The organism is Streptomyces sp. BJ20 (genome assembly GCF_022869105.1).
Classification (GTDB): Bacteria; Actinomycetota; Actinomycetes; order Streptomycetales; family Streptomycetaceae; genus Streptomyces; species Streptomyces griseoincarnatus.
In genome coordinates this window covers 5053551-5076240 of record NZ_CP094918.1, presented here as the reverse complement: position 1 = coordinate 5076240, position 22690 = coordinate 5053551, and the positions used below count along the sequence as shown (strand labels likewise).

General features: G+C 72.7%; 19 protein-coding genes and 1 pseudogene. 15 read left to right on the top strand and 5 right to left on the bottom strand.

All coding sequences use genetic code 11. The features are described 5' to 3' along the window. The first annotated feature begins 53 nt into the window (after positions 1-53). From rpmI to MTR79_RS22895, 9 genes are all read left to right on the top strand, one after another. The gene (rpmI, locus tag MTR79_RS22935; protein WP_003977225.1) at positions 54-248 is read left to right on the top strand and encodes a 50S ribosomal protein L35; all 195 of its coding nucleotides are present in this window, start codon (positions 54-56) and stop codon (positions 246-248) included. 98 nt (positions 249-346) lie between these two features. Next, complete coding sequence (gene rplT, locus MTR79_RS22930) at positions 347-730, top strand: 50S ribosomal protein L20 (RefSeq protein ID WP_004933571.1); 384 nt, start codon at positions 347-349, stop codon at positions 728-730. Between the two features lie 183 nt (positions 731-913). Beyond that, positions 914-1774, top strand: a complete 861-nt coding sequence (locus tag MTR79_RS22925; protein ID WP_102641491.1) for an RNA methyltransferase — start codon at positions 914-916, stop codon at positions 1772-1774. A 91-nt stretch (positions 1775-1865) separates the two neighbouring features. Beyond that, positions 1866-3011, top strand: a complete 1146-nt coding sequence (locus MTR79_RS22920; protein ID WP_244791888.1) for an ATP-binding protein — start codon at positions 1866-1868, stop codon at positions 3009-3011. 175 nt (positions 3012-3186) lie between these two features. After that, positions 3187-4305: a phenylalanine--tRNA ligase subunit alpha gene (gene pheS / locus MTR79_RS22915; RefSeq protein ID WP_086699306.1), complete on the top strand. Its 1119-nt coding sequence runs from the start codon at positions 3187-3189 to the stop codon at positions 4303-4305. Further along, positions 4305-6827 (top strand): phenylalanine--tRNA ligase subunit beta, encoded by a 2523-nt coding sequence (pheT, locus tag MTR79_RS22910; protein ID WP_189366466.1) that lies wholly within the window; start codon positions 4305-4307, stop codon positions 6825-6827. Before pheS ends, pheT begins: the two co-directional genes overlap by 1 nt. An 898-nt stretch (positions 6828-7725) precedes the next feature. Then, positions 7726-8790 (top strand): PP2C family protein-serine/threonine phosphatase, encoded by a 1065-nt coding sequence (locus MTR79_RS22905; protein WP_244791887.1) that lies wholly within the window; start codon positions 7726-7728, stop codon positions 8788-8790. A 289-nt stretch (positions 8791-9079) separates the two neighbouring features. Next, positions 9080-10420 (top strand): transcriptional regulator, encoded by a 1341-nt coding sequence (locus MTR79_RS22900; protein WP_086702870.1) that lies wholly within the window; start codon positions 9080-9082, stop codon positions 10418-10420. A gap of 166 nt (positions 10421-10586) precedes the next feature. Beyond that, a complete protein-coding gene (locus MTR79_RS22895; protein ID WP_244791886.1) occupies positions 10587-11114 on the top strand; it encodes an NUDIX hydrolase in 528 nt (175 codons plus the stop codon). 204 nt (positions 11115-11318) lie between these two features. On the opposite strand, the gene MTR79_RS22890 is transcribed toward MTR79_RS22895, so the two are convergent. After that, positions 11319-12179 (bottom strand): 3-hydroxybutyryl-CoA dehydrogenase, encoded by an 861-nt coding sequence (locus tag MTR79_RS22890; protein WP_048459989.1) that lies wholly within the window; start codon positions 12177-12179, stop codon positions 11319-11321. A gap of 163 nt (positions 12180-12342) precedes the next feature. Between MTR79_RS22890 and MTR79_RS22885 the strand changes: the two genes are divergently transcribed. Continuing rightward, positions 12343-13632, top strand: coding sequence for a family 10 glycosylhydrolase (locus MTR79_RS22885; protein ID WP_244791885.1), 1290 nt, complete (start codon positions 12343-12345; stop codon positions 13630-13632). Here MTR79_RS22885 and MTR79_RS22880 read toward each other — a convergent pair whose 3' ends face one another. Together MTR79_RS22880 and MTR79_RS22875 are read right to left on the bottom strand one after the other, a co-directional pair. Then, on the bottom strand, positions 13633-13833 hold the full coding sequence (locus MTR79_RS22880) for a DUF1918 domain-containing protein (RefSeq protein ID WP_048459988.1): 201 nt from the start codon (positions 13831-13833) through the stop codon (positions 13633-13635). A gap of 198 nt (positions 13834-14031) precedes the next feature. Continuing rightward, positions 14032-14949, bottom strand: a complete 918-nt coding sequence (locus MTR79_RS22875) for a DMT family transporter (RefSeq protein ID WP_086702077.1) — start codon at positions 14947-14949, stop codon at positions 14032-14034. Here MTR79_RS22875 and MTR79_RS22870 point away from each other — a divergent pair. From MTR79_RS22870 to MTR79_RS22860, 3 genes are all read left to right on the top strand, one after another. Next, a complete protein-coding gene (locus MTR79_RS22870; protein WP_086702079.1) occupies positions 14948-16384 on the top strand; it encodes a PLP-dependent aminotransferase family protein in 1437 nt (478 codons plus the stop codon). The genes MTR79_RS22875 and MTR79_RS22870 overlap by 2 nt on opposite strands. Before the next feature lie 40 nt (positions 16385-16424). Further along, on the top strand, positions 16425-16868 hold the full coding sequence (locus MTR79_RS22865) for a GNAT family N-acetyltransferase (RefSeq protein ID WP_086702080.1): 444 nt from the start codon (positions 16425-16427) through the stop codon (positions 16866-16868). Between the two features lie 132 nt (positions 16869-17000). Then, complete coding sequence (locus MTR79_RS22860) at positions 17001-17594, top strand: histidine phosphatase family protein (protein WP_048459984.1); 594 nt, start codon at positions 17001-17003, stop codon at positions 17592-17594. A gap of 54 nt (positions 17595-17648) precedes the next feature. Here MTR79_RS22860 and MTR79_RS22855 read toward each other — a convergent pair whose 3' ends face one another. After that, complete coding sequence (locus tag MTR79_RS22855; RefSeq protein WP_244791884.1) at positions 17649-18098, bottom strand: DUF6314 family protein; 450 nt, start codon at positions 18096-18098, stop codon at positions 17649-17651. A 153-nt stretch (positions 18099-18251) separates the two neighbouring features. Here MTR79_RS22855 and MTR79_RS22850 point away from each other — a divergent pair. After that, positions 18252-20742, top strand: a pseudogene (locus MTR79_RS22850) (alpha-L-arabinofuranosidase C-terminal domain-containing protein). Here the strand turns inward: MTR79_RS22850 and MTR79_RS22845 are convergent. Then, complete coding sequence (locus MTR79_RS22845; protein ID WP_348538760.1) at positions 20720-21385, bottom strand: VOC family protein; 666 nt, start codon at positions 21383-21385, stop codon at positions 20720-20722. The pseudogene MTR79_RS22850 and the gene MTR79_RS22845 sit on opposite strands and share 23 nt — an antisense overlap. A 199-nt stretch (positions 21386-21584) precedes the next feature. Between MTR79_RS22845 and MTR79_RS22840 the strand changes: the two genes are divergently transcribed. Further along, the gene (locus tag MTR79_RS22840; protein WP_244793279.1) at positions 21585-22199 is read left to right on the top strand and encodes a DUF2716 domain-containing protein; all 615 of its coding nucleotides are present in this window, start codon (positions 21585-21587) and stop codon (positions 22197-22199) included. Positions 22200-22690: the final 491 nt, after the last annotated feature.

The following is a 22690-nucleotide window of genomic DNA, read 5'->3' as shown; positions in this document are numbered from 1 at the left end:
CCCGGTTTCACGACCGGGCACAGGAGCGCCACCGACGAGGAGAGAACGGCGCTATGCCGAAGAACAAGTCGCACAGCGGTGCCAGCAAGCGCTTCAAGATCACCGGCTCCGGCAAGGTGCTCCGCGAGCGTGCCGGCAAGCGCCACCTGCTCGAGCACAAGTCGTCCCGTGTGACGCGTCGCCTCACCGGCAACGCCGAGATGGCCCCGGGCGACGCCGCGAAGATCAAGAAGCTTCTCGGCAAGTGACGCCCCGGCGCGTGAGCGCCGTACGTACGTCAGACCGGGACCCATTCGATACCGGGCCGTGTGAGCACCACCACGGCCCCGCTACAAGGAGTTAACAAGTGGCACGCGTCAAGCGGGCAGTCAACGCCCACAAGAAGCGCCGGGCGATCCTCGAGCAGGCCTCCGGCTACCGCGGTCAGCGCTCGCGCCTGTACCGCAAGGCCAAGGAGCAGGTCACCCACTCGCTGGTCTACAACTACAACGACCGCAAGAAGCGCAAGGGCGACTTCCGTCAGCTGTGGATCCAGCGCATCAACGCCGCTGCCCGCGCCAACGGCATCACGTACAACCGCTTCATCCAGGGTCTGAAGGCCGCCAACGTCGAGGTGGACCGCAAGATCCTGGCCGAGCTGGCTGTCAACGACGCCACCGCCTTCGCCGCGCTCGTCGAGGTCGCGCAGAAGGCGCTGCCGGCGGACGTGAACGCGCCCAAGGCTGCGTGAGGTCGTCGGCCTCGGCCGACGTTCTGTGCTCCGGGACCCGCAGGCTTCGGCCTGCGGGTCCCGTGCTGTGTCGTTGCCCCGGCCGGCTCGTCGGCTGCGGGTTGGTGGTGGCTGGTCGCGCAGTTCCCCGCGCCCCTGAGGGTGTTGTGCCGGCCCTCGGTCGAGAAGTTGAAGGTGACTGAAATGGTGTCCGTCGGTCCTGAGCTGATTTCTCCTCGGTCCGCCCGGGTGAGCGCCGCGCGGCGGCTCGCCAGGCGTAACTTCCGGGGGAAGGAGCGGCTGTTCCTCGCCGAGGGACCGCAGGCCGTCCGTGAGGCCGCCGCGCACCGCACCCAGGACACAGCCACCCTCGTCGAGCTGTTCACCACCCCCGAGGCCGCCGAGCGGTACGCCGACATCGTCGGTGCCGCCCGGGACGCCGGCGCCCGTGTCCACCTCGCGTCCGACGAGGTCGTCGCCGACATCTCCACCACCGTCACCCCGCAGGGCCTCGTCGGCGTCTGCCGGTTCCTGGACACGCCGTTCGAGGAGATCCTCGCCGCCCGTCCCCGCCTCGTCGCCGTCCTCGCCCACGTCCGCGACCCCGGGAACGCCGGCACCGTGCTGCGCTGCGCCGACGCCGCCGGGGCCGACGCCGTCGTCCTCACCGACGCCTCGGTCGACCTCTACAACCCCAAGGCCGTCCGCGCCTCCGTCGGCTCCCACTTCCACCTGCCCGTCGCCGTGGGCGTGCCCGTCGAACGCGCCGTCACCGGACTGCGCGACGCCGGCGTACGGCTGCTCGCCGCCGACGGCGCGGGCGACCGCGACCTCGACGAGGAGCTCGACAAGGGCGCCATGGGCGGCCCCACGGCCTGGATCTTCGGCAACGAGGCCTGGGGCCTGCCCGAGGAGACCCGCGCCCTCGCCGACGCCGTCGTCCGCGTCCCCATCCACGGAAAGGCGGAGAGCCTGAACCTCGCCACCGCCGCCGCCGTATGTCTCTACGCGTCGGCACGTGCACAGCGCGCCGCCGGAGGGTCCCGCTCCGTCACCGAGAGCTAGTAGGCTGACCAGCTCGGGGACCTCCCCAAGCTCTCGGCCGGGGCCCGGGAACGGGGCGCCCCGAGGACGTTCCGAGAGGTGGGGTACGGGGATGAGCGTCGGCACGAGCAGCGCACGGGGAGAAGAGCGCACGGCGCGCCCGCCCGCGCCCCGGCCCGGTGACGTCGCCGACCTCGGCATCGACCCCGACCAGCTCCCCGACGGACTCGTCGTCGCCGACGAGCACGGCAGGGTGGTCTGCTTCAACGCCGCCGCCCAACGCATCACCGCCGTCCCCGCCGAGCAGGCCCTCGGCCGGACCCTGGAGACCGCGCTGCCGTTAGAGGACCTGGAGGGGCGCCGCTGGTGGCAGCTCACCGACCCCTACGGCGGACTCGCCATCCGGGTCGGCCAGCCCGAGCGCAACCTCCTGCTGCACGGCGGCCGCGAGGTCCTCGTCTCCGCCCGCTACGTCCGCACCCGCCCGACCGGGCCCGTCCGCCGAGTCGTGGTCACCCTCCGCGACACCGAGGCACGGCGCCGGACCGAGCGCAGCCACGCCGAGCTGATCGCGACCGTCGCGCACGAACTGCGCTCCCCGCTCACCTCGGTCAAGGGCTTCACCGCCACCCTGCTCGCCAAGTGGGAACGCTTCACCGACGACCAGAAGCGGCTCATGCTGGAGACCGTCGACGCCGACGCCGACCGCGTCACCCGGCTCATCGCCGAACTGCTCGACATATCCCGCATCGACTCCGGGCGCCTCGAGGTGCGCCGCCAGCCCGTCGACATCGGGGCCGCCGTGGGCCGGCACATCCAGGCGCACGTCGCGGCCGGCCGGCCCGCCGACCGGTTCCTGCTGCGGGTCCAGCACCCGCTGCCCGCCCTGTGGGCCGACCCCGACAAGATCGACCAGGTGCTGAGCAACCTGCTGGAAAATGCCGTGCGCCACGGCGAGGGAACCGTCACCATCGACATCACACCCTCGGCGTCGCCCCGCGACCGTGAGCACGCCGAACCCGCAGCCACGTCGGTCACCGTCAGCGACGAGGGGCCCGGCATCCCGGAGGAGTCCATGAACCGCGTCTTCACCCGCTTCTGGCGGGGCAGCAAGCGCGGCGGCACGGGCCTCGGGCTGTACATCGTCAAGGGCATCGTCGAGGCCCACGGCGGCACCATCACGGTCGGACGCGCCCCCGGCGGCGGCGCCGAATTCCGATTTACGTTGCCCGTGGCGGCCCCCGCGTATCTCACCTGAGACGCCTGCGGCCCCCACGGGCGCCTTCGCGTACCCCCACCCCGTTAGACTCGGCCTTTGGCACCTTTGCGTCCCGAGGACGGAAGCCGCGACGCCGACCAGACGCGCGACGGACCATTCGTCCACGAGTCGATGACGGGGACCATCAGCCAGCCAATCGGAAGCACGGGAAGAGATGTCGGCACCGAATAAGTCGTACGACCCTGTCGAGGTCGAGGCGTTGAAACCGGAAGAGATCGAGCGCATGCGGGACGAGGCGCTCGCCGCCTTCGCCGCCGCGGACTCCCTCGACGCGCTCCAGGAGGCGAAGGTCGCCCACACCGGCGGCGCCTCCCCGCTGGCCCTGGCCAACCGCGAGATCGGCGCGCTGCCCCCGCACGCCAAGGCCGAGGCCGGCAAGCGCGTCGGCCAGGCCCGAGGTGCCGTGAACAAGGCGCTTGCCGCCCGCCAGGCGGAGCTGGAGGCCGAGCGCGACGCCCGCGTCCTCGTCGAGGAGTCCGTGGACGTCACGCTGCCGCACGACCGTGTCCCGGCCGGCGCCCGCCACCCCCTCACCACGCTCTCCGAGCGCATCGAGGACATCTTCGTGGCCATGGGCTACGAGGTCGCCGAGGGCCCCGAGGTCGAGGCCGAGTGGTTCAACTTCGACGCGCTCAACATCGGCCCGGACCACCCGGCGCGCGGCGAGGCCGACACGTTCTTCGTGCAGGGCCCCGAGGACGCCGACGCCGGCGTCGTGCTGCGCACGCACACCTCGCCCGTGCAGATCCGCTCCCTGCTCGACCGCGAGCTGCCGGTCTACGTGATCTGCCCCGGCCGCGTCTACCGCACCGACGAGCTGGACGCCACGCACACCCCCGTCTTCCACCAGGTCGAGCTGCTCGCCGTCGACGAGGGCCTGACCATGGCGGACCTCAAGGGCACCCTGGACCACATGGTCCAGTCGCTGTTCGGCGCGGAGATGAAGACCCGGCTGCGGCCGAACTTCTTCCCCTTCACCGAGCCCAGCGCCGAGATGGACATGCTCTGCTACGTCTGCAAGGGCGCGTCCGTCGGCAACCCCGACCGGCCCTGCCGCACCTGCTCCAGCGAGGGCTGGATCGAGCTCGGCGGCTGCGGCATGGTCAACCCGCGGGTGCTCACCGCCTGCGGCGTCGACCCGGAGAAGTACAGCGGCTTCGCCTTCGGGTTCGGCATCGAGCGGATGCTGATGTTCCGCCACAACGTCGAGGACATGCGAGACATGGTCGAGGGTGACGTCCGGTTCACCCGGCCGTTCGGGATGGAGATCTGATGCGGGTCCCGCTTTCCTGGCTGCGGGAGTACGTCGACCTGCCGGCCACCGAGACCGGCCGCGACGTGCAGGCCAAGCTGATTTCGGCCGGCCTTGAGGTCGAGACCGTCGAGCACCTCGGCGCCGACCTCAAGGGCCCGCTGGTCGTCGGTCAGGTGCTGACCATCGAGGAGCTGGAGGGCTTCAAGAAGCCGATCCGCTTCTGCACGGTCGACGTCGGCCAGGCCAACGGCACCGGTGAGCCCCAGGAGATCGTCTGCGGCGCCCGGAACTTCTCCGTCGGCGACAAGGTCGTCGTGGTCCTGCCCGGCGCCACCCTGCCCGGCGGCTTCTCCATCAGCGCCCGCAAGACCTACGGCAAGGTCTCGCACGGCATGATCTGCTCCAGCGGCGAGCTGGGCATGGGCGACGACGGGACCCACGGCATCATCGTGCTGCCGCCGGAGACCGAGGTCGGCAAGGACGCCGTCGAGCTGCTCGAACTGGTCGACGAGGTCCTGGACATCGCCGTCACCGCCAACCGCGGCGACTGCCTGTCCATCCGCGGCGTCGCCCGCGAGACCGCCATCGCCTACGGCCTGCCGCTGCGCGACCCGGCGCTGCTCGACGTGCCCGGCCCCAACGCGTTCGGCTACCCGGTGAAGGTCTCCGACCCGGCCGGCTGCGACCGCTTCACCGCCCGCACGGTGACCGGCCTCAGCCCCGAGGCGCGCTCCCCGATCTGGCTCCAGCGCCGGCTCCAGAAGGTCGGCATGCGCCCGATCTCGCTCGCCGTCGACGTCACCAACTACGTGATGATGGAGCTCGGCCAGCCGCTGCACGCCTACGACCGCCACCAGGTCCAGGGCACGATCGGCGTCCGTCGCGCGCAGGAGGGCGAGAAGATCGTCACCCTCGACGGCGTCGAGCGGAAGCTGCACGCCGAGGACCTCGTCATCACCGACGACCGCGGCCCCATCGGCCTGGCCGGTGTCATGGGCGGCGCCGACACCGAGATCGCCGACCACGACCCCGCCGAGGAGGGCGCCGCGGCGACGACCGACGTGATCATCGAGGCGGCCCACTTCGACCAGGTGTCGGTGGCCCGCACGGCCCGCCGCCACAAGCTGTCCTCCGAGGCGTCCCGGCGCTTCGAGCGCGGTGTGGACCCGCAGGCCGCGTCTGCCGCCGCGCAGCGCACCGTCGACCTGCTGGTACTGCTCGCCGGCGGCACCGCCGAGGCCGGCGTCACCGAGGTCATCGCCCCGAGCGCGCCGCACACCATCACCCTGGCCGCCGACCACCCGGACAAGGTCGCCGGTGTGACCTACGGCCGGGAGACCGTCGTCCGCCGCCTCCAGGAGGTCGGCTGCGACGTCTACGGCCAGGACGAACTCATCGTGACCGTCCCGTCGTGGCGTCCCGACCTCACCGACCCGAACGACCTCGCCGAGGAGGTCATCCGGCTGGAGGGTTACGAGAACCTGCCCTCCACCCTGCCCAGGCCGCCCGCCGGCCGGGGTCTGACCGGCCGCCAGCGGCTGCACCGCCGCATCGGCCGGGCGCTCGCCGGAGCCGGGTACGTGGAGGCGCTGAACTACCCGTTCGTCAGCGAGCAGGTCTTCGATCAGCTCGGCCTGGAGGCCGACGACCCGGCCCGCCGCGTCGTCAAGCTGGTCAACCCGCTCAGCGACGAGGAGCCCGCGCTGCGGACCTCCCTGCTGCCCGGGCTGCTCGCCGCCCTGCGCCGCAACGACGGCCGGGGCTCGCACGACCTGGCGCTGTTCGAGACCGGCCTGGTCTTCCAGCCGCGCGACGCAGCCAGGGTCGCTGCCAACCTCCCCGTCGACCGGCGCCCCAGCCCCGACGACATCGCTGCGCTGAACGCCGCGCTGCCCGACCAGCCCCGGCACGTCGCCGTGGTCCTGGCCGGCGCCCGCGAGCAGGCCGGCTGGTGGGGCAAGGGCCGTCCGGCCGACTGGGCCGACGCGGTCGAGGCCGCCCGGACCGTCGCCCGCGAGGCCGGCGCCGAACTGGGTATCCGCAAGGGGCAGTACGGTCCCTGGCACCCGGGCCGCTGCGCCGAGCTGACCGTCACCGTCGACGGCGCCGAGCGCGTCGTCGGGCACGCCGGTGAGCTGCACCCGCGCGTCCTGAAGACGCTGGGCCTGCCCGCGCGCGCCTGCGCGATGGAGCTGGACCTGGACGTCCTGGAGCGGGTCGGCGACACGGTCCCGCAGGCGCCGTCCATCTCCACCTTCCCGGTCGCCACGCAGGACGTCGCCCTGGTCGTCGACGCCTACGTGCCCGCCTCGGACGTGGAGGCGGCGCTGCGGGAGGGCGCGGGCGAACTCCTTGAGTCCATCCGCCTGTTCGACGTCTACGAGAACGCCGAGCAGCTGGGCGAGGGCCGCAAGTCCCTGGCCTACGCGCTGCGCTTCCGCGCGGACGACCGCACACTGACCGTCGACGAGGCGTCGGCGGCCCGCGAGGCGGCGGTCGCCCTGGCGACGGACCGCACCGGAGCGGTACTCCGCGGCTGACGCCGCACGCTGTCCCACGCACGGGCCGGTCCCAAGGCAGACGCCTTGGGACCGGCCCGTCGTGCGTCTCCGGGGCGAGTGCGCCGACGGGGCGTGCTGCGGGCCGGCACCCGCGAGGCACGCTGCTGGCCCGGCGGGGCGCGGGAGGCTGTGGTCGAGGGGGTGTGGCCGGTCGGTGAGGCGTGTGCGGTGAGGGGGTGGCCGTCGTGCGGTCGGTGTTTCGGGGTGCCCGGGGCTGGGGGTGTGGGCTGTTGGGCGGCGGGAAGCGGCGGTCCTTCGGTCCGTGAGGCGCTTGCGGAGGGCGGCTCGGCGTCGTGGGGCCCCCGGACCGGCCGGGGCGCGTGTCCACGGCCCGTTCGCACGCGGTGCGTGCCGCGTCGGCCGGGCCGCCCGGACGCAGCAGATCCGCCACCGCGCAGGCTGCCGCACCGCGATGCCGGGCCCGGGGCGCGATCCGAAGCGGGACAGCGGTCACGCCGACCCAGCGCGGTGGCTCACCGCGTGAGGCGCGCGGCGCGGAATGTGCCGGGGCGGCATGGACCCATCGCGACAGGCGGAGGGGCCCGCTGTCGCCGTTCCGTCGGGGCGGGTGGCCCCGCACCGTGGTGGTTCCGCCGGCGCCGGTGCGGGCGTAACGGGCGCGCACCAGCGCAAGGGATCGCAGGGGTGAGGGGGCCCGAAGGGCCGGAGAGCGGGTTCCGGTTCGGGCATATGCGGGGGTGGGCGCGGGCATGTCAGGGCTGGTCAGTGAGCGGAACTCCGGCGTCCTGCCGGTTACTCACTCGTTCGGGTGACTGAGCCGGGTGATGCGTCCGGAACGGCCGTCGCGGTCGACAGAATCGGACCGGCCTCTCGAGGCCGGTCTGCGCTGTCCGGGCCTATTTGGGGGGCCATCGGCATGATCCGCTTCAACCCTGGGGCTCCCCGCGGGGTGCCACCCCGGTTCCTGTCACGACTGCGCTCCCTCGCGGTGCCGACGGCGTGGGGCGCCGTCGCGGTGGCCTACCGGCTGACCTGCCCGCTCGCCCGGGACGACGCTCTCGCCGCACGCCTGGTCAGCAGCGCCGTGCTGTGCGCCGTGGGGACGGGGATCGTCCTGCACTTCCGGCGCCGCATGCTCCGCGAGGTCCGGCACGCCCACAGGATCGCCGAGGCCGCCCAGAGCGTGCTGCTGCGGCCCCCGCCGCCACGGGTCGAGGGCCTTGCCGTCGCCGCCGTCCACCTCTCCGCGGACCGGGGCGCCCGCATCGGCGGTGACCTGTACGAGGTGACGGCCACCGAGCACGGCGTACGGGCCGTCATCGGCGACGTCCGCGGCCACGGCCTCGGCGCCGTCCGTACCGGCGCCGCCGTCCTCGGAAGCTTCCGCGAGGCAGCCCACGACGAGAAGACCCTCGCCGGGGTGCTGCGCCGCCTGGAGCGCGCCATGGACCGGCACCTGCGGGAGTGGGCGCACAGCGACCACCCCGCCCCGGACGGCGCCCCCGCCGCCGAGGAGTTCGTCACCGTCCTGCTGCTGGAGATCCTCCCGGACGGCGAGGTGCACGCCCTCAACTGCGGCCACCCCTGGCCGTACCGGCTGACCGGCGCGGGTGCCGAGCCGCTGGCCCACGCCGACCCTCTCCCGCCGCTCGGCCTGTTCCCGCTGCCCGGCGAGCTTCCCGCCACCGAGTGCGGCCGTCTGCTCCCGGGCGACATCCTCGTCCTGCACACCGACGGCGCGGAGGAGGCCCGCGACACCGACGGCCGCTTCTTCCCGCTCGGCGACGTCCTCGCCGAGGCGGTCCGCGACCGCCCGCAGACGCCCCAGGCCGTCCTGCGGACGGTCCTCACCGCCCTGCTCGATCACAGCGTCGGCCCGCCGAAGGACGACGTGGCCCTGCTGATCCTCAGGAACGAGCGCTGCTCCCCGACCACGCGGCAGACCCACGGTGTCTCCCGGTCGGCCACGGCAGACCGGTAGCGGCACGCCTTGCCCGGCCACGGCCGACCCGGGGTGCCGCGCGAGGCCGGCGGCCGTCCGCCCCGCCACGGAGTGTCGGGCAGGCGGCCGGGCGGACGGCGAACATACGGGCCGCCGCTGTACGAGGGGGAGCCGGCGGCCCGGCCGGCCTCTTTCGAGGCAATTCAGTCAACCGGCCGGGCACGCTCAGCGACAGCGCGTGCACACTGCGGATGCGGGCACTCCGTTCACACCCCGTGTGAACGCGCAGCCACTACCCTGTCCGCACCGAGTCACCGGGGGGCCCGACATGCAGCCCAACACTCTGCTGGACGCGATCCTCGACGAGGCCGGCGTCTCCCACGCGGGGCTGGCCGCACACGTCAACCAGGCGGGGCGGGCACGCGGTCTGACACTGCGCTACGAACACACCGCCGTGGCCCGGTGGCTGAAAGGACAGCGCCCCCGGGGCCAGGTGCCCGACCTGATCTGCGAGGTGCTCGCCGCCCGGCTGCGCCGCCCCGTCACGCTCGACGACATCGGCCTGGGCGTCCCCGGTGACCCGGCCGTCACGCACACCGGTTCGCTCTCCGGCTTCGTCGAGCGGGCCACCGCCCTGTGGCGTTCCGACCAGCAGGGCCGCCCGCACCTCCTCGGCGCCCCCGCCGTCACCGGCACCCCGGCCGTGATGCCCGTCTGGGAGTGGGAGAATCCGCCCGAGGACGTGGACGTCTCGCGCGGTGGCCCGCACCGGGTCACCCCCGGGGACCTGGAAATGCTGCGCGCCGCCCGCGCCCACTACGAGCAGATGTACCGCAAGGCCGGCGGCATGGCGACCCGCGCCCGTATCGTCGGCTTCCTCAACGCAGAGGCGGCCCCGCTGCTGCGCGGCAGCTACACCGACGCCACCGGCCGCCAACTCCACCGTGCCACGGGCGGGCTGGTCGCCGTCGCGGGCATCTGCGCCTACGACTCCGACGCCCACGGCCTCGCCCAGCGCTACTTCCACCAGGCGCTGCGGCTCGCCAAGGCCAGCGGCGACCGGGGCCTCGGCGCGTACGTCATCGCCCTGCTCGTCAACCAGTCCCTGCACATGCGGGAGTTCCGGCAGGCGGTCGCCTTCGCGGAGGCCGCGCTGCGCGCCGCCGGTCACCGCATCACGCCCGCGCTCGCCTCGGACCTGTACGCGATGCAGGCCAAGGCGTACGCCCATCTCGGAGACGCGGCAGGCGCGTTGTCCTGCATCCGGCGGGCCGAGGAGTCCGCCGAGCGCATCCACCGCGGCCACGAGCCCGACGAGACCGGCTATGTCCAGCCGGGCCTGGTCAACGTGCAGGTGGCGGAGGCGCTGTTGAGCCTCGGCGAGCTGGCGGCGGCGGGGGAGCACGCGGCGGCGGCCGTCGACACCCCGGCGCACGACCGGGGCCGGGTGCACCGGCTGGCCATGCTGTGCACGGTCGAACTGCGCCAGGGCAACGCCGACCGGGCGGTGGCCGTCGCCGTGCAGATGGCCGAACAGGCCCGAGGCATGGAGTCGCAGCGGCTGCGCGACCGGCTGCGCGAGGTGCGCGAGCATCTGCTCCGCAGCGGGGGTGCGGGCACCGCCGAGGCCGCCGAACTCATCGACGGAGCGCTGCGGGTGCCGCTGTAGACGGCACCGGGCCGCCTCCGGCGTACGAGGGGCGGCCGGGACCGGGCCGCGCCCGGCGCGTGCCTCGCCGCGCCGCCCCATGCGTCACGGGCGGCCCTCCGTGCGCCTGCTGTGCGGCCGCCGCTGCTGCGATATTGCCCCTTACCCATCGGAAGGCGGCAGAACCATGCAGTGGACGAAACAGAACGAACAGCCTGTGTACTCAAACCGCTGGTTCAGCGTCAATCTCGCAGATGTCGAACTCCCGGACGGCCGACACCTCGACCACTTCCTCATACGGCTGAGGCCCGTCGCCGTGGCCACGGTCGTCAACGACGCCAACGAGGTCCTGCTGCTGTGGCGGCACCGCTTCATCACCGACAGCTGGGGCTGGGAACTCCCGGCGGGCGTGGTGGAGGACGGCGAGGACATCGCCGGCGCGGCGGCCCGGGAACTGGAGGAGGAGACCGGCTGGCGCCCGGGCCCCCTGCACCACCTGATGAGCGTGGAGCCGTCCAACGGCCTCACCGACGCCCGCCACCACATCTACTGGTCCGACGAGGGCGAGTACGTCGGCGACCCCGTCGACGCGTTCGAGTCGGACCGTCGTGAATGGGTCCCCCTGAAGGTGGTCCCGGATCTGGTCACCCGCGGCGAGGTGCCCGGGGCCAACATGGCAGCCGCCCTGCTCCTCCTGCACCACCTGCGCCTCTAGGAGCCGTCGCCTGCCTCGCCGCCCGCGGTCCGGGCGTCGTCGGCACGCACGTCCCGGCGCTGCTCGCCCTGGCCCGGCGCCCCGCCCGCAACCCCGCGCCGCGCGCCCCGCTCACCCACCGCCGGCGGGCGTTCGGCGGAAACACCTCGGGCCCCGGGCCGCACGACCGGCCAGGGACCCGAGGAGGAGCGAAGGCTCGTACGGTCACTCGTAGGAGTAGAAGCCCGACCCCGTCTTGCGGCCCAGGCGGCCCGCGTCCACCATGCGCTGGAGCAGGGGGGGAGCCGCGTACAGGGGCTCCTTGTACTCCTCGTACATCGAGTACGCGACCGAGGCGACCGTGTCCAGGCCGATCAGGTCGGAGAGCTTGAGCGGGCCCATCGGGTGGGCGCAGCCCATCTCCATGCCGTTGTCGATGTCCTCGCGGCTGGCGATGCCCGACTCGAACATCCGGATCGCGGAGAGCAGGTACGGGATCAGCAGCGCGTTGACCACGAAGCCGGAGCGGTCCTGGGCGCGGATCGCGTGCTTGCCCAGCACCTTCTCGGTGAAGACCTGCGCGCGGCTCAGGGTGCCCTCGGAGGTGGTGAGCGCCGGGATCAGCTCGACCAGCTTCTGCACCGGGGCCGGGTTGAAGAAGTGGATGCCGATGACGTGGTCCGGGCGGGACGTGGCGACGGCCAGCTTCACCAGCGGGATGGACGAGGTGTTCGACGCCAGGATCGCGTCGGGGCGGGTCACCACCTGGTCGAGCACCTGGAAGATCTCCGTCTTCACCTGCTCGTTCTCGACGACGGCCTCGATCACCAGATCACGGTCGGCGAACTCGCCGAGGTCCGTGGTGAAGGTCAGCCGGGCCTGCGTGGCCTCCAGCTCCTCGTCGCTGATCTTGCCGCGCTCCGCCGCCTTCGTCAGGGAGTTGAACAGCCGGGTACGGCCGATCTCCAGGGCTTCGCCGGTGGTCTCGGCGACCTTGACGTCCAGCCCGGAACGGGCGCACACCTCGGCGATACCCGCGCCCATCTGACCGCAGCCCACCACTCCGACGCGTTCGATGTCGGTCACATCGTCCCTTTCGCTACTGCCTACGGCTGTGGCAGGGTGCCGGGTCCCGGCGCCTGCTCCGTTCGTGCACGTTACTCCGAAGTATCGATGATCGATCGCGGGGGTGGGGCATCCTGGCCGGGGGACCCGCCCTGACCAGGCGGTTCCGGGACGATCGTGACAGATGTCGCCACAGCGGAGTCAGGGGGCGAGGGTGCAGGTGTCACGCAGGGGCTTCGCGGCGGCGGCACTGGCCGCGCTGGCGACGACGGCGCAGGGGTCCGCCGCGCCGCGGCCGGCGCGGGACACGGGCACGGCGGGCGGGCCCGGGCGGGGAGGCGCGGCGAGCGGTGAGATGCGGGGCGTGTGGGTGGCCACCGTCACCAATCGCGACTGGCCGTCACGGCCCGGCCTGGGCGCACGCCAACAGCGCGCCGAACTGCTCGCCCACCTCGACACGGCCGTCCGTGCCCGCCTCAACACCGTGATGCTCCAGGTGCGGCCCACCGCCGACGCGCTGTGGCCGTCGCCGCACGAGCCGTGGTCGCAGTACCTCACCGGCACACAGGGCACCGACCCCGGCTGGGACCCACTCGGCACGGCGGTCGCGGAGGCGCACGCCCGCGGGCTGGAGCTGCATGCCTGGTTCAACCCGTACCGGGTCGCCCTGCACGCCGATCCCACGCGGCTCGCGGCCTCCCACCCGGCGCGCCGCAACCCCGGCTGGGTGATCCCGTACGGCGGGAAGCTGTACTACGACCCGGGGCTGCCCGAGGTCCGGGCGTTCGTGCGGGAGGCGATGCTGGACGCGGTGCGGCGCTACCCGGTCGACGGGGTGCATTTCGACGACTACTTCTACCCGTACCCGGTGGCCGGGCAGACCTTCGACGACGACGCCGCCTACGACCGGTACGGGGCCGCCTTCCCCGACCGCGCGGCCTGGCGGCGGGACAACGTCGACCGGCTGGTCCACGAGACGGCCGAGGCGATCCGGACGATCCGCCCCGGTACGCGTTTCGGCATCAGCCCCTTCGGGGTGTGGCGCAACGCCGACGTCGACGAGCGGGGCTCCGCCACCCGCGCGGGCGTGCAGTCGTACGACGACCTGCACGCGGACACGCGGAAGTGGGCGCGGGAGAACTGGATCGACTACATCTGCCCGCAGCTGTACTGGAACATCGGCTTCGCCGCGGCCGACTACGCGAAGCTGCTGACCTGGTGGGCCGACGTCGTGCGCGGCTCGGGCACGCAGCTGTACGCGGGGGAGGCGCTGTACAAGGCGGGGGACCCGGCGCAGCCCGCCGCCTGGCAGGACCCCGCCGAGCTGTCCCGTCACCTCACGCTGGCGAAGAAGTACCCCGAGGTGCGGGGGCACGTGTTCTTCGCGGCGCGCGAGGTGACGGCCGATCCGGTCGGGGCCATGGCACGGGTGGTGGCCGACCACTACGGCCGGCCCGCCGGGTCCCCGTCCTGATCAGTGCCGGGTCACGACCTCCCGGTGCCGGATCTCGGTGTCGGGGCCGGGGGAGCAGATGCCCTCGTGCCCGTCCTCGAACCGGACCCGGTACGGCGGGTCGCCGTCCCGGCCGAGCACTTCGACGATCTCGCCGACCTTGTCGTGCTGGCCGACCACCCTGCCGTGCTGGACAAGCCGGTCACCCTCGGTTGCGCGCATCGTCGCCTCCTCACCTGACGGGAGCAGCGGTCCATGCTCCTTCGAGTCTACGGCGGGCGCCCCAGGACGGCAGCGGTCCGGCCGCGATGCCGGGGGCACGCGGCCGGGTCTGATCCTTCTCGACGGCTGCGCGTGCCGGGCCCCGTGTCCCCGCCGCCCCGGCCCTGCCGCGCCCTGTCCAGCCGGCCGCGTCCGCGACTACCCCCGCGCCCGCTGTGTCACCGCGATGCACACCAGGACGGCGAGAGCCGTCACCGGGGCCGCCCACGGGAGGTGTTCGCCCAGGAGGAAGACCGACCAGAACAGGGTCAGCAGGGGCTGCGCGAGCTGGAGTTGGCTGGCCTTCGGGACGCCGATGGAGGCCATGCCCCGGTACCAGACGATCAGGCCGAGGAACTGGGAGCCCGCCGCCACCCACAACAGGCCGGTCACGCTGTGCGCGGTGATGTGGACCGGCTCCGCGGTCAGGGCCACCGCGGCCACCGGCACCGTGAGCGGCATGCACAGCACCAGCGCCCAGCCGATGACCTGCCAGCCCGGCATGGCGCCGGCCAGCCGACCGCCCTCGGTGTAGCCGGCCGCGCAGATCAGCAGGGCGCCGAAGAGGTACACGTCCGCCGTCGTCAGCGCGCCCCCGCTCTGCTGCACGGTGAACGCCACCACCGCCGCCGCGCCGGCCAGGGCCGCCGCCCAGAAGGTGCGCGAGGGGCGCGAGCCCGTCCGCAGGGACGACAAGAGGGCCGTGGTGAGCGGCAGCAGGCCGACGACGACAGCGGCGTGCGCCGTCGTGGACGTCTGCAGCGCCAGCGTGGTCAGCATCGGGAAGCCGAGCACCACCCCCGCCGCGACCACCGCGAGCCCCGCCCAGTGGCGGCGGGCGGGGAGCGGCACACGCAGGGCCAGCAGACAGCCGCCGGCGATCACCGCCGCGAGCACGCTGCGCACCGCCACCAGCGACCAGGGGCCGAAGCCCTCGAGGCCCCAGGCGGTGGCGGGGAAGGTCAGGGAGAAGGCGACCACTCCGAGGGCGGCCTGGAGGGTGCCGAAGCCACGGCCCTGCGAGGGAGCGGGAACTGCTATCGGACCTGCGGCAGTAGCGCTACTCTGTGCTCTCATGCAAGAGAGTAGCAGCGTCGGTGAACTGGCGGAACAGCTCCGACAGGAGCTGGACCGCTACTCTCCCGGTGAGAAGCTCCCGTCCAGCCGTGCCCTCGTCGAGCGGTTCCGGGTCAGCCCCGTGACCGTCTCCCGGGCCCTGGCGCGCCTCGCCGCCGAAGGGCTGGTCGTCACCCGCCCCGGCGCCGGCGCCTTCCGCGCCCGGCCCCGCACACCGGCCGCCCTCACCGGCGACACCTCCTGGCAGGAGGTCGCCCTCAGTGCCGACGGCGCCGCCGACCTCGTCCCGCGCTCGGTCGACGCGTCCGGCGTCCTCGTCTCGCTCGCCGCCCCCGCGCCCGGGGTGATCGAGTTCAACGGCGGCTATCTGCATCCCTCGCTCCAGCCGGAGCGCGCCATGGCCGCCGCGCTGGCCCGCGCCGGACGCAGGCCGGGGGCGTGGGGGAGGCCGCCCATGGAGGGACTGCCCGAGCTGCGCGAATGGTTCGCGCGTGCCGTCGGCGGACCCGTGACGGCGGCCGGGGTGCTGGTCACCGCGGGCGGACAGTCCGCCCTCACCACCGCCCTGCGCGCCCTCGCCCCGCCCGGCGCGCCCGTCCTCGTCGAGTCGCCCACCTACCCCGGCATGCTCGCCATCGCCCGCGCCGCCGGACTCCGCCCGGTGCCCGTCCCGGTCGACGCCGACGGCGTACGCCCGTCCCTGCTCGCCGACGCCTTCCGTGCGACCGGCGCCCGCGTCTTCGTCTGCCAGCCCCTCTTCCAGAACCCGACCGGCGCCGTCCTCGCCCCCGAGCGCCGCGCCGAGGTGCTGCGCATCGCCCGGCAGGCCGGCGCGTTCGTCGTCGAGGACGACTTCGTACGGCGGCTCGTGCACGAGGACGCGGGCCCGCTGCCCCGCCCGCTCGCCGCCGACGACCCCGACGGCGTGGTGGTGCACGTCAGCTCGCTGACCAAGGCCACCTCGCCCAGCTTCCGGGTGAGCGCCCTCGCCGCGCACGGCCCGGTGCTGGAGCGGCTGCGGGCCATCCAGATCGTCGACACCTTCTTCGTGCCGCGCCCGCTCCAGGAGGCCACCCTGGAACTCGTCGGCTCGTCCGCCTGGCCCCGCCACCTGCGCTCCATCGCCGCCGCCCTGCGCACCCGCCGCGACGCCATGACCGCCGCGCTCCGCCTCCAGCTGCCCGCCCTCGCCCTGCCGCACGTCCCCTCCGGCGGGTACCACCTGTGGCTGCGCCTCCCCGACGGCGTGTCCGAGTCCGCCCTGACCGCCGCCGCCCTGCGCGCGGGAGTCGCCGTCACCCCAGGACGCCCCTACTTCAGCGCCGAACCGCCCGCAGGACACCTGCGTCTGAGCTTCGCCGCCGTGGCCGGCACGGGCGAGATCACGGAGGGCGTGCACCGGCTGCGGACGGCCTGGTCCCAGGTGGTGGGATAAGGGGTCGACGCCCGCCGCGACCTGCTGCCAGCATCGGCGCATGACTGCCGACCCGCGCCTGCCCGAGGGCTACGAGATCTCCACCGACCCCGCCCGGACCGACGCCGCCACGGTGCACCGGTGGCTGTCCACCGACGCGTACTGGGCCCTCGGCCGCGCCCGCGAGACACAGGACAAGGCGATCGCCGGCTCGCTCAACTTCGGCGTGTACGACACGGTCACCGGCGCGCAGGTGGCGTACGCCCGTGTCGTCACCGACCGGGCCACCTTCGCCTGGCTGTGTGACGTGTACGTGGACCCCGCCGTCCGCGGCAAGGGACTCGGCACCGCGCTCGTCACCGCGGTACGGGACGAGGTGCGCGAGTACGGCGTACGGCGGGTGCTGCTCGCCACGCACGACGCGCACGAGGTGTACGCGCCCATCGGGTTCCGGCCACTGGAGCGGCCGGACCAGTGGATGGCGCTCATCTTCGAACAGGCCTGACGCCGGCTCCGGTGGCCGCGTAGGACCGGGTTGCGCCGTATGCCCTCGGCGGAGGGTGAGGGTAGCACCACCGAGCGTCACGACCGGCCGGCACCTCTTGACCCGCCGACCCTTGCGGCTGACCATCGCCGCATGGCACTTCGGGTCACGTTCGTCGCCGCAGCGGGGAGCTCCACGGTGCTGTCCGAGCGCTTCGAGGACTCCCGGCCTCTGGACCAGGCCGGATGGAGCGAGGTGCAACGCGTCGCGCACGAACTGCTTCCCCTGGCCGCGGCCGACCTGCGTTACTGCTCCCCGGCCCCGCGCAGCCGCGCGACCGGGGAAGGGCTCGGCTACGCGCCGCTCGTCCAGCTCGCCCTGCGCGACTGCGACATGGGGCGCTGGCGCGGACTGACCCTCGGCGAGGCGATGGCCCGTGAGCCGGAGGCGGTGGACGCCTGGCTGGCCGACCCGCGGTCCGCGAGCCACGGCGGGGAGTCCCTGCTGGACTTCATCGGACGCGTCGGCAACTGGCTCGACACCCGGCCCGCCGAGGACGGCTGCCGGGTGGTCGCGGTGGCCGAGCCGTCGGTGATCCGCGCGGCGCTCGTCTACGCGCTGAAGGCGCCGCCCGCCACCTACTGGAACATCGACGTCCGCTCCCTGTCGACGATCGGCGTCGCCGGACGGCCGGGCCGCTGGAGCCTGCGGCTGGAGAGCGTCTCGGCCCAGCCCCTGCGCGCCTAGTGACCTGAGTCAGAGACTCGCCGGCAGTAGGCGGCGAGTCTCTGACTCAGGTCACTAGGGCATGCTCACCCGCATGTGGTCCGTGACGAGTTCCAGGTCCTTCGCCGGGCCCCGCACTCGCCAGACCGTGCGCCAGTGGTCTGCGTCCCGGACGGTGAACTCGCCCCGGTAGAGGTCGGCCGAGCAGGGGTGGTCGGCGATGTGCCGGCCGGAGCCGAGGTCCAGGCCGTGGAAGAAGCGGCCGTCCGCGAACCGCACGTCCGCCGTGCCGTCCGGGCCGCGCAGCAAGCGGAGCGTGCGCTCGGCGGGCCGGGTGACGCCCCGCCAGGTGAAGTCGCCGGACTCCCGCTGGAGCAGGCCGTCGCCGTCCCCGAGCGGCTCGAACACCACGGTTCCGGTGAACCACCCCTCGTCCCCGCTCGCGAGGTCCCGCACGACCCGCTCGGCCCGCCAGGCGCCGCCCAGATACGCCAGTACGTCGGGTACCGGCCAGAACTCGCCCATGGCGTCCCGCTCTCCCGTGCTCTCTCGTACTCCGCCGTGCCGCACGCCCCATTGACGTGCTCCTGCCCCCTCCCTATCTTGCCGTTCGAAGTGCTGCACAGCGTCCGACATTGCGAACAGCCGCCCATCTCCCCCCAGAGCCGCGGAGTACTCATGTCACGCACCGCCCGGCACCGCACCCGCCGCAGAGCCGTCCTCACCGGCACCGCACTGCTGACGGCCGCCCTGCTGTTACCGGTCCCCGCCCACGCGGAGGCCGTCACCGACTACACGATCACCGTCGACGCCGGCGCCCACGGCCCGGCGATCGACGACACGATGTACGGCGTCTTCTTCGAGGACATCAACCGGGCCGCCGACGGCGGTCTGTACGCCGAACTCGTCCAGAACCGCTCCTTCGAGTACTCCACCGCCGACCACGCCTCCTACACGCCCCTGACCGCCTGGTCCGTGTCCGGCACGGCGGAGGCGGTGGACGACTCCGGGCGGCTCGACGAGCGCAACCGCACCTACCTGTCCCTCGGCGCCGGCTCCTCCGTCACGAACGCCGGCTACAACACCGGCATCCGGGTCGAGCAGGGCAAGCGGTACGACTTCTCGGTGTGGGCCCGCGCCGGGGCCGGCGCCACCCTCACCGTCACGCTCAAGGACGCGGCGGGCACCCTCGCCGAGAGCCGCGAGGTGGCCGTGCGCGGCGGCTGGACCCGGTACAAGGCCACGTTCACCGCGTCCCGCACCAGCAACCGCGGCCGGCTCACCGTCGCGACCTCCGCCGACACGGCCCTCGACATGGTGTCGCTGTTCCCGCGCGAGACGTACAAGAACCAGCCCAACGGGCTGCGCAAGGACCTCGCCGAGAAGATCGCCGCGCTGAAGCCCGGCTTCCTCCGTTTCCCCGGTGGCTGCCTCGTCAACACCGGCTCCATGGAGGACTACAGCGAGACCTCCGGCTGGCAGCGCCGGCGCGCCTACCAGTGGAAGGACACCGTCGGCCCGGTCGAGAAACGCGCCACCAACGCCAACTTCTGGGGGTACAACCAGAGTTACGGACTCGGGTACTACGAGTACTTCCGCTTCGCCGACGACATCGGCGCGATGCCGCTCCCGGTCGTCCCCGCGCTCGTCACCGGCTGCGGCCAGAACCGGGCCACCGACGACGAGGCGCTGCTGAAGCGGCACATCCAGGACACCCTGGACCTCATCGAGTTCGCCAACGGCCCGAGGACGTCGACGTGGGGCGGCCTGCGCGCCGAGATGGGGCCACCCCGAGCCCTTCGGTCTCACCCACATCGCCGTCGGCAACGAGGAGAACCTGCCCCACGAGTTCTTCGCCCGCTTCCAGCGCTTCCGCGCCGCCGTCGAAGCCGAGCACCCGGAGATCACGCTGATCTCCAACTCCGGCCCCGACGACGCGGGCACGGTCTTCGACACCGCCTGGCGGCTCAACCGCGAGGGCGGCGTCGACATGGTCGACGAGCACTACTACAACAGCCCGCAGTGGTTCCTCCGGAACAACGACCGCTACGACTCCTACGACCGGCAGGGCCCGAAGGTCTTCCTCGGCGAGTACGCCTCCCAGGGCAACGCCTGGAAGAACGCCCTGGCCGAGGCGGCGTACATGACCGGCCTCGAGCGCAACGCCGACGTCGTGAAACTCGCCTCGTACGCGCCGCTGCTGGCGAACGAGGACTACGTCCAGTGGCGGCCGGACATGATCTGGTTCAACAACCGCGCCTCGTGGGGGTCGGCGAACTACGAGGTCCAGAAGCTGTTCATGAACAACGTCGGCGACCGCGTCGTCCCCTCGCGGGCGAGCGGCACCCCCGACGTCAGCGGCCCCATCGCCGGAGCGGTCGGCCTCTCCACGTGGGCGACGAGCGCCGCGTACGACGACGTGGAGGTGACGGCGGCCGACGGCACCACGCTGCTCAGCGACGACTTCTCGGCCGGCGCCGGCCGCTGGCGTCACGTCGGCGGCGGCAGCTGGACCGTCCAGGACGGCGCCTACGTCCAGACCGACGAGGCCGCCGAGAACACCCTGGTCACCGCGGGCGACCCCGAGTGGCGTGACTACGACCTGCGGGTCGAGGCGGTGAAGCGGTCCGGCAAGGAGGGCTTCCTGATCGCCTTCGGCGTCAAGGACACCGGCACCTACTACTGGTGGAACCTGGGCGGCTGGGACAACACCCGGTCCGCGGTCGAGCAGGCCGTCGACGGCGGCAAGTCCACGCTGATCTCCAAGCCCGGCTCGATCGAGACGGGCCGCGCCTACGACATCCGGGTCGAGGTGCGCGGCCGCCAGGTCACCCTGTACCTCGACGGCGAGGAGTGGGGCAGCTTCACCGACGACAAGCCGGCCGAGCCGTTCCGCCAGGTCGTCACGGAGGACGCCCGCACCGGCGACCTGCTCCTCAAGGTCGTCAACGCCCAGCCGTCCGAGGCCCGCACTTCCGTCGACCTCGGCTCCGCCCGCGTCTCCTCCCGCGCCCAGGTCACCACCCTGGCCGCAGACCCGGACGAGGTGAACACCGAGACGGACGCCCCGGTCACCCCGGTGACCTCGACGTTCCGGGGCGTGGCGCCCACGTTCGCGTACACCTTCCCGCCGAACTCGGTGACGTTCATGAGGATCGACCGGAGGTGACCAAGCGGAACGCGTGACCCTCGGGGCCGGCCAGGACCGGTCCCGGGGGTCCGCCCCGCCCCGCGCCGACGGGGGTGGCGCCCAGGGCACGAAGGCGGGCGACCTCGGCGGCGGGATCGTCAGCCGGAAGGCAGAGGCAGAGGCAGAGGCAGAGGCAGAGGCGGTCCGGCTCCGTGTCGCTGTCCGGGGTGCGGAGGAACTCCGGGCAGGGGCCCGAGGCCGTGGAGGGGCGGAGTGGGGCGTACGCGTCGCTGACCTCGTGCACCGTCCGGTCGAGCTCCTCGCCCAGGCCGCCGCCATCGCGCGCGGGTCCGCGCAGTCGATCACCACGGCGGCCGGCGGGCCCGTGTCGCGGTGGATGCCGCGGGGTTCGAGCACGCGGATCGCGTAGCCCTCCGGGTCGGCGAGGACCGTCTGTGGAACGCCGTCCTGCCCCACGTCCAGGGGCAGCGCCGAAGCCCCTGACGCGTCGACCAGACCCGCCTGGTGGGCGACCACGAGGTGCAGTCGGTTTTTCGCCCGGGTCGGGAGCGAGGATGCGGGTACGCCTGAGAGGGCCACGGAGGCGGAGGCCGGAGGGGCCGGGGCGATGCGCCACGCCCCGCCGGTGCCGCGGGCGGACGCTCCGAGGCTCTGCGCCCATGCGGGCGAGCGCCCGCATGTCCCGCGCCTCGATGCCCACTCCGGCCGGCCGCGGTGCCATTGTGACCGAGACTTTTAGTTGGCACATCTCGGCCTGAGTCGTGCAGGTCAGGCTCGCTCGGAGAATTCTTGTTAGCACATCCCGAGCGCGATAGTTGGCACTCAAGGGTGCCGATGATCACTGTGCGTGATTGCTGACGGTGCTGATGAAGAGGATCTGTGAAATCGGTTCTGTCCGCACTTTCGTGAACGATTTCTCAGCACCCTCTCTGCTGGCCGGTCGGTACGATCGACGGGTGATGGACGAACCTGTGATGGAGCTGTCAGACGCTGAGGACCGCCGCGTCTGGGACCGCTTCTACGAGAAGTTCAGCTTCCAGCCGAGCACGAGTCCGTCCAAATGGCCAGCCATCAAAGAGCCCGGTGCGTCAGTTACATGGAGTCTGGCGACGCTTCCCGACGAACCTGACTACGAGCGTCCGGACCGCCTGGTCGCCATCGTCGAGCAGGGACTGTCCTCCTGCGTGGGCCCGTCAGGCAATCTGTTCGCCCTCGACTGGCAGCACCCGTCGTACCGCTTCGCACCGCAAGAGGTGGGCGGTCCTGGTCAACCGGCCTGGCCGTTGAGCCCGTATCCCGACGGTGACTACTACCTCTTCCTTACAGAGGACTTCCGCATAGGCAGCTTCGGACACCCTTGGGAAGAGTCTCTTTGCCTGTTCGGTGAGGCACTTCTCGACGTCGCGGCCACGGAGCTCGACAAGGTTCTTGGCTTGCCGATCCGCAGGTCAGGCAAGGCTGTAGGCCCGGCCTGAGACTGGACCGGGCTCAGTTGATGCCGATCTGCCCAGTTCCCGAGTCGATGTCCCGGGCAAGTCGCCGCGCGTAGGTGGCGAGGACTCGGCGGAGGTCCGCGTATTGGCAGTGGGTCGGGGCGGGAGAACTGGAACCATGTGGTGTTCCGCCGCGCGGCACTGTTGCTGGATCTCGGTGGGTTGTGCGGCTTCGAGTGGGCGGGGAGCGAAGAGGTCCTCGCCTCGCGTCACCAGCGTCCAGACGAATACCGAGGCGTTCTGGCGCTTGCGGTCATAAGTCCGGGTGCGGAACTGGACGAGCGTGGGCGGAAGTTCGCTGACCAGCGCATTCCATGCGTCGATGCCGAGTATCCACTCCTGGAGCGCTTCGCGCCCGCGCCGGTGGGAAACGAGTGTTGACGTGCTGATTGCAGTTCGGAGGCAAGAGCGCGGAGAGCCCTGTCGAATTCAAGAGGGTTGCAGCCTGTTCGCCCTGAGCGCCGGGTCTCGCG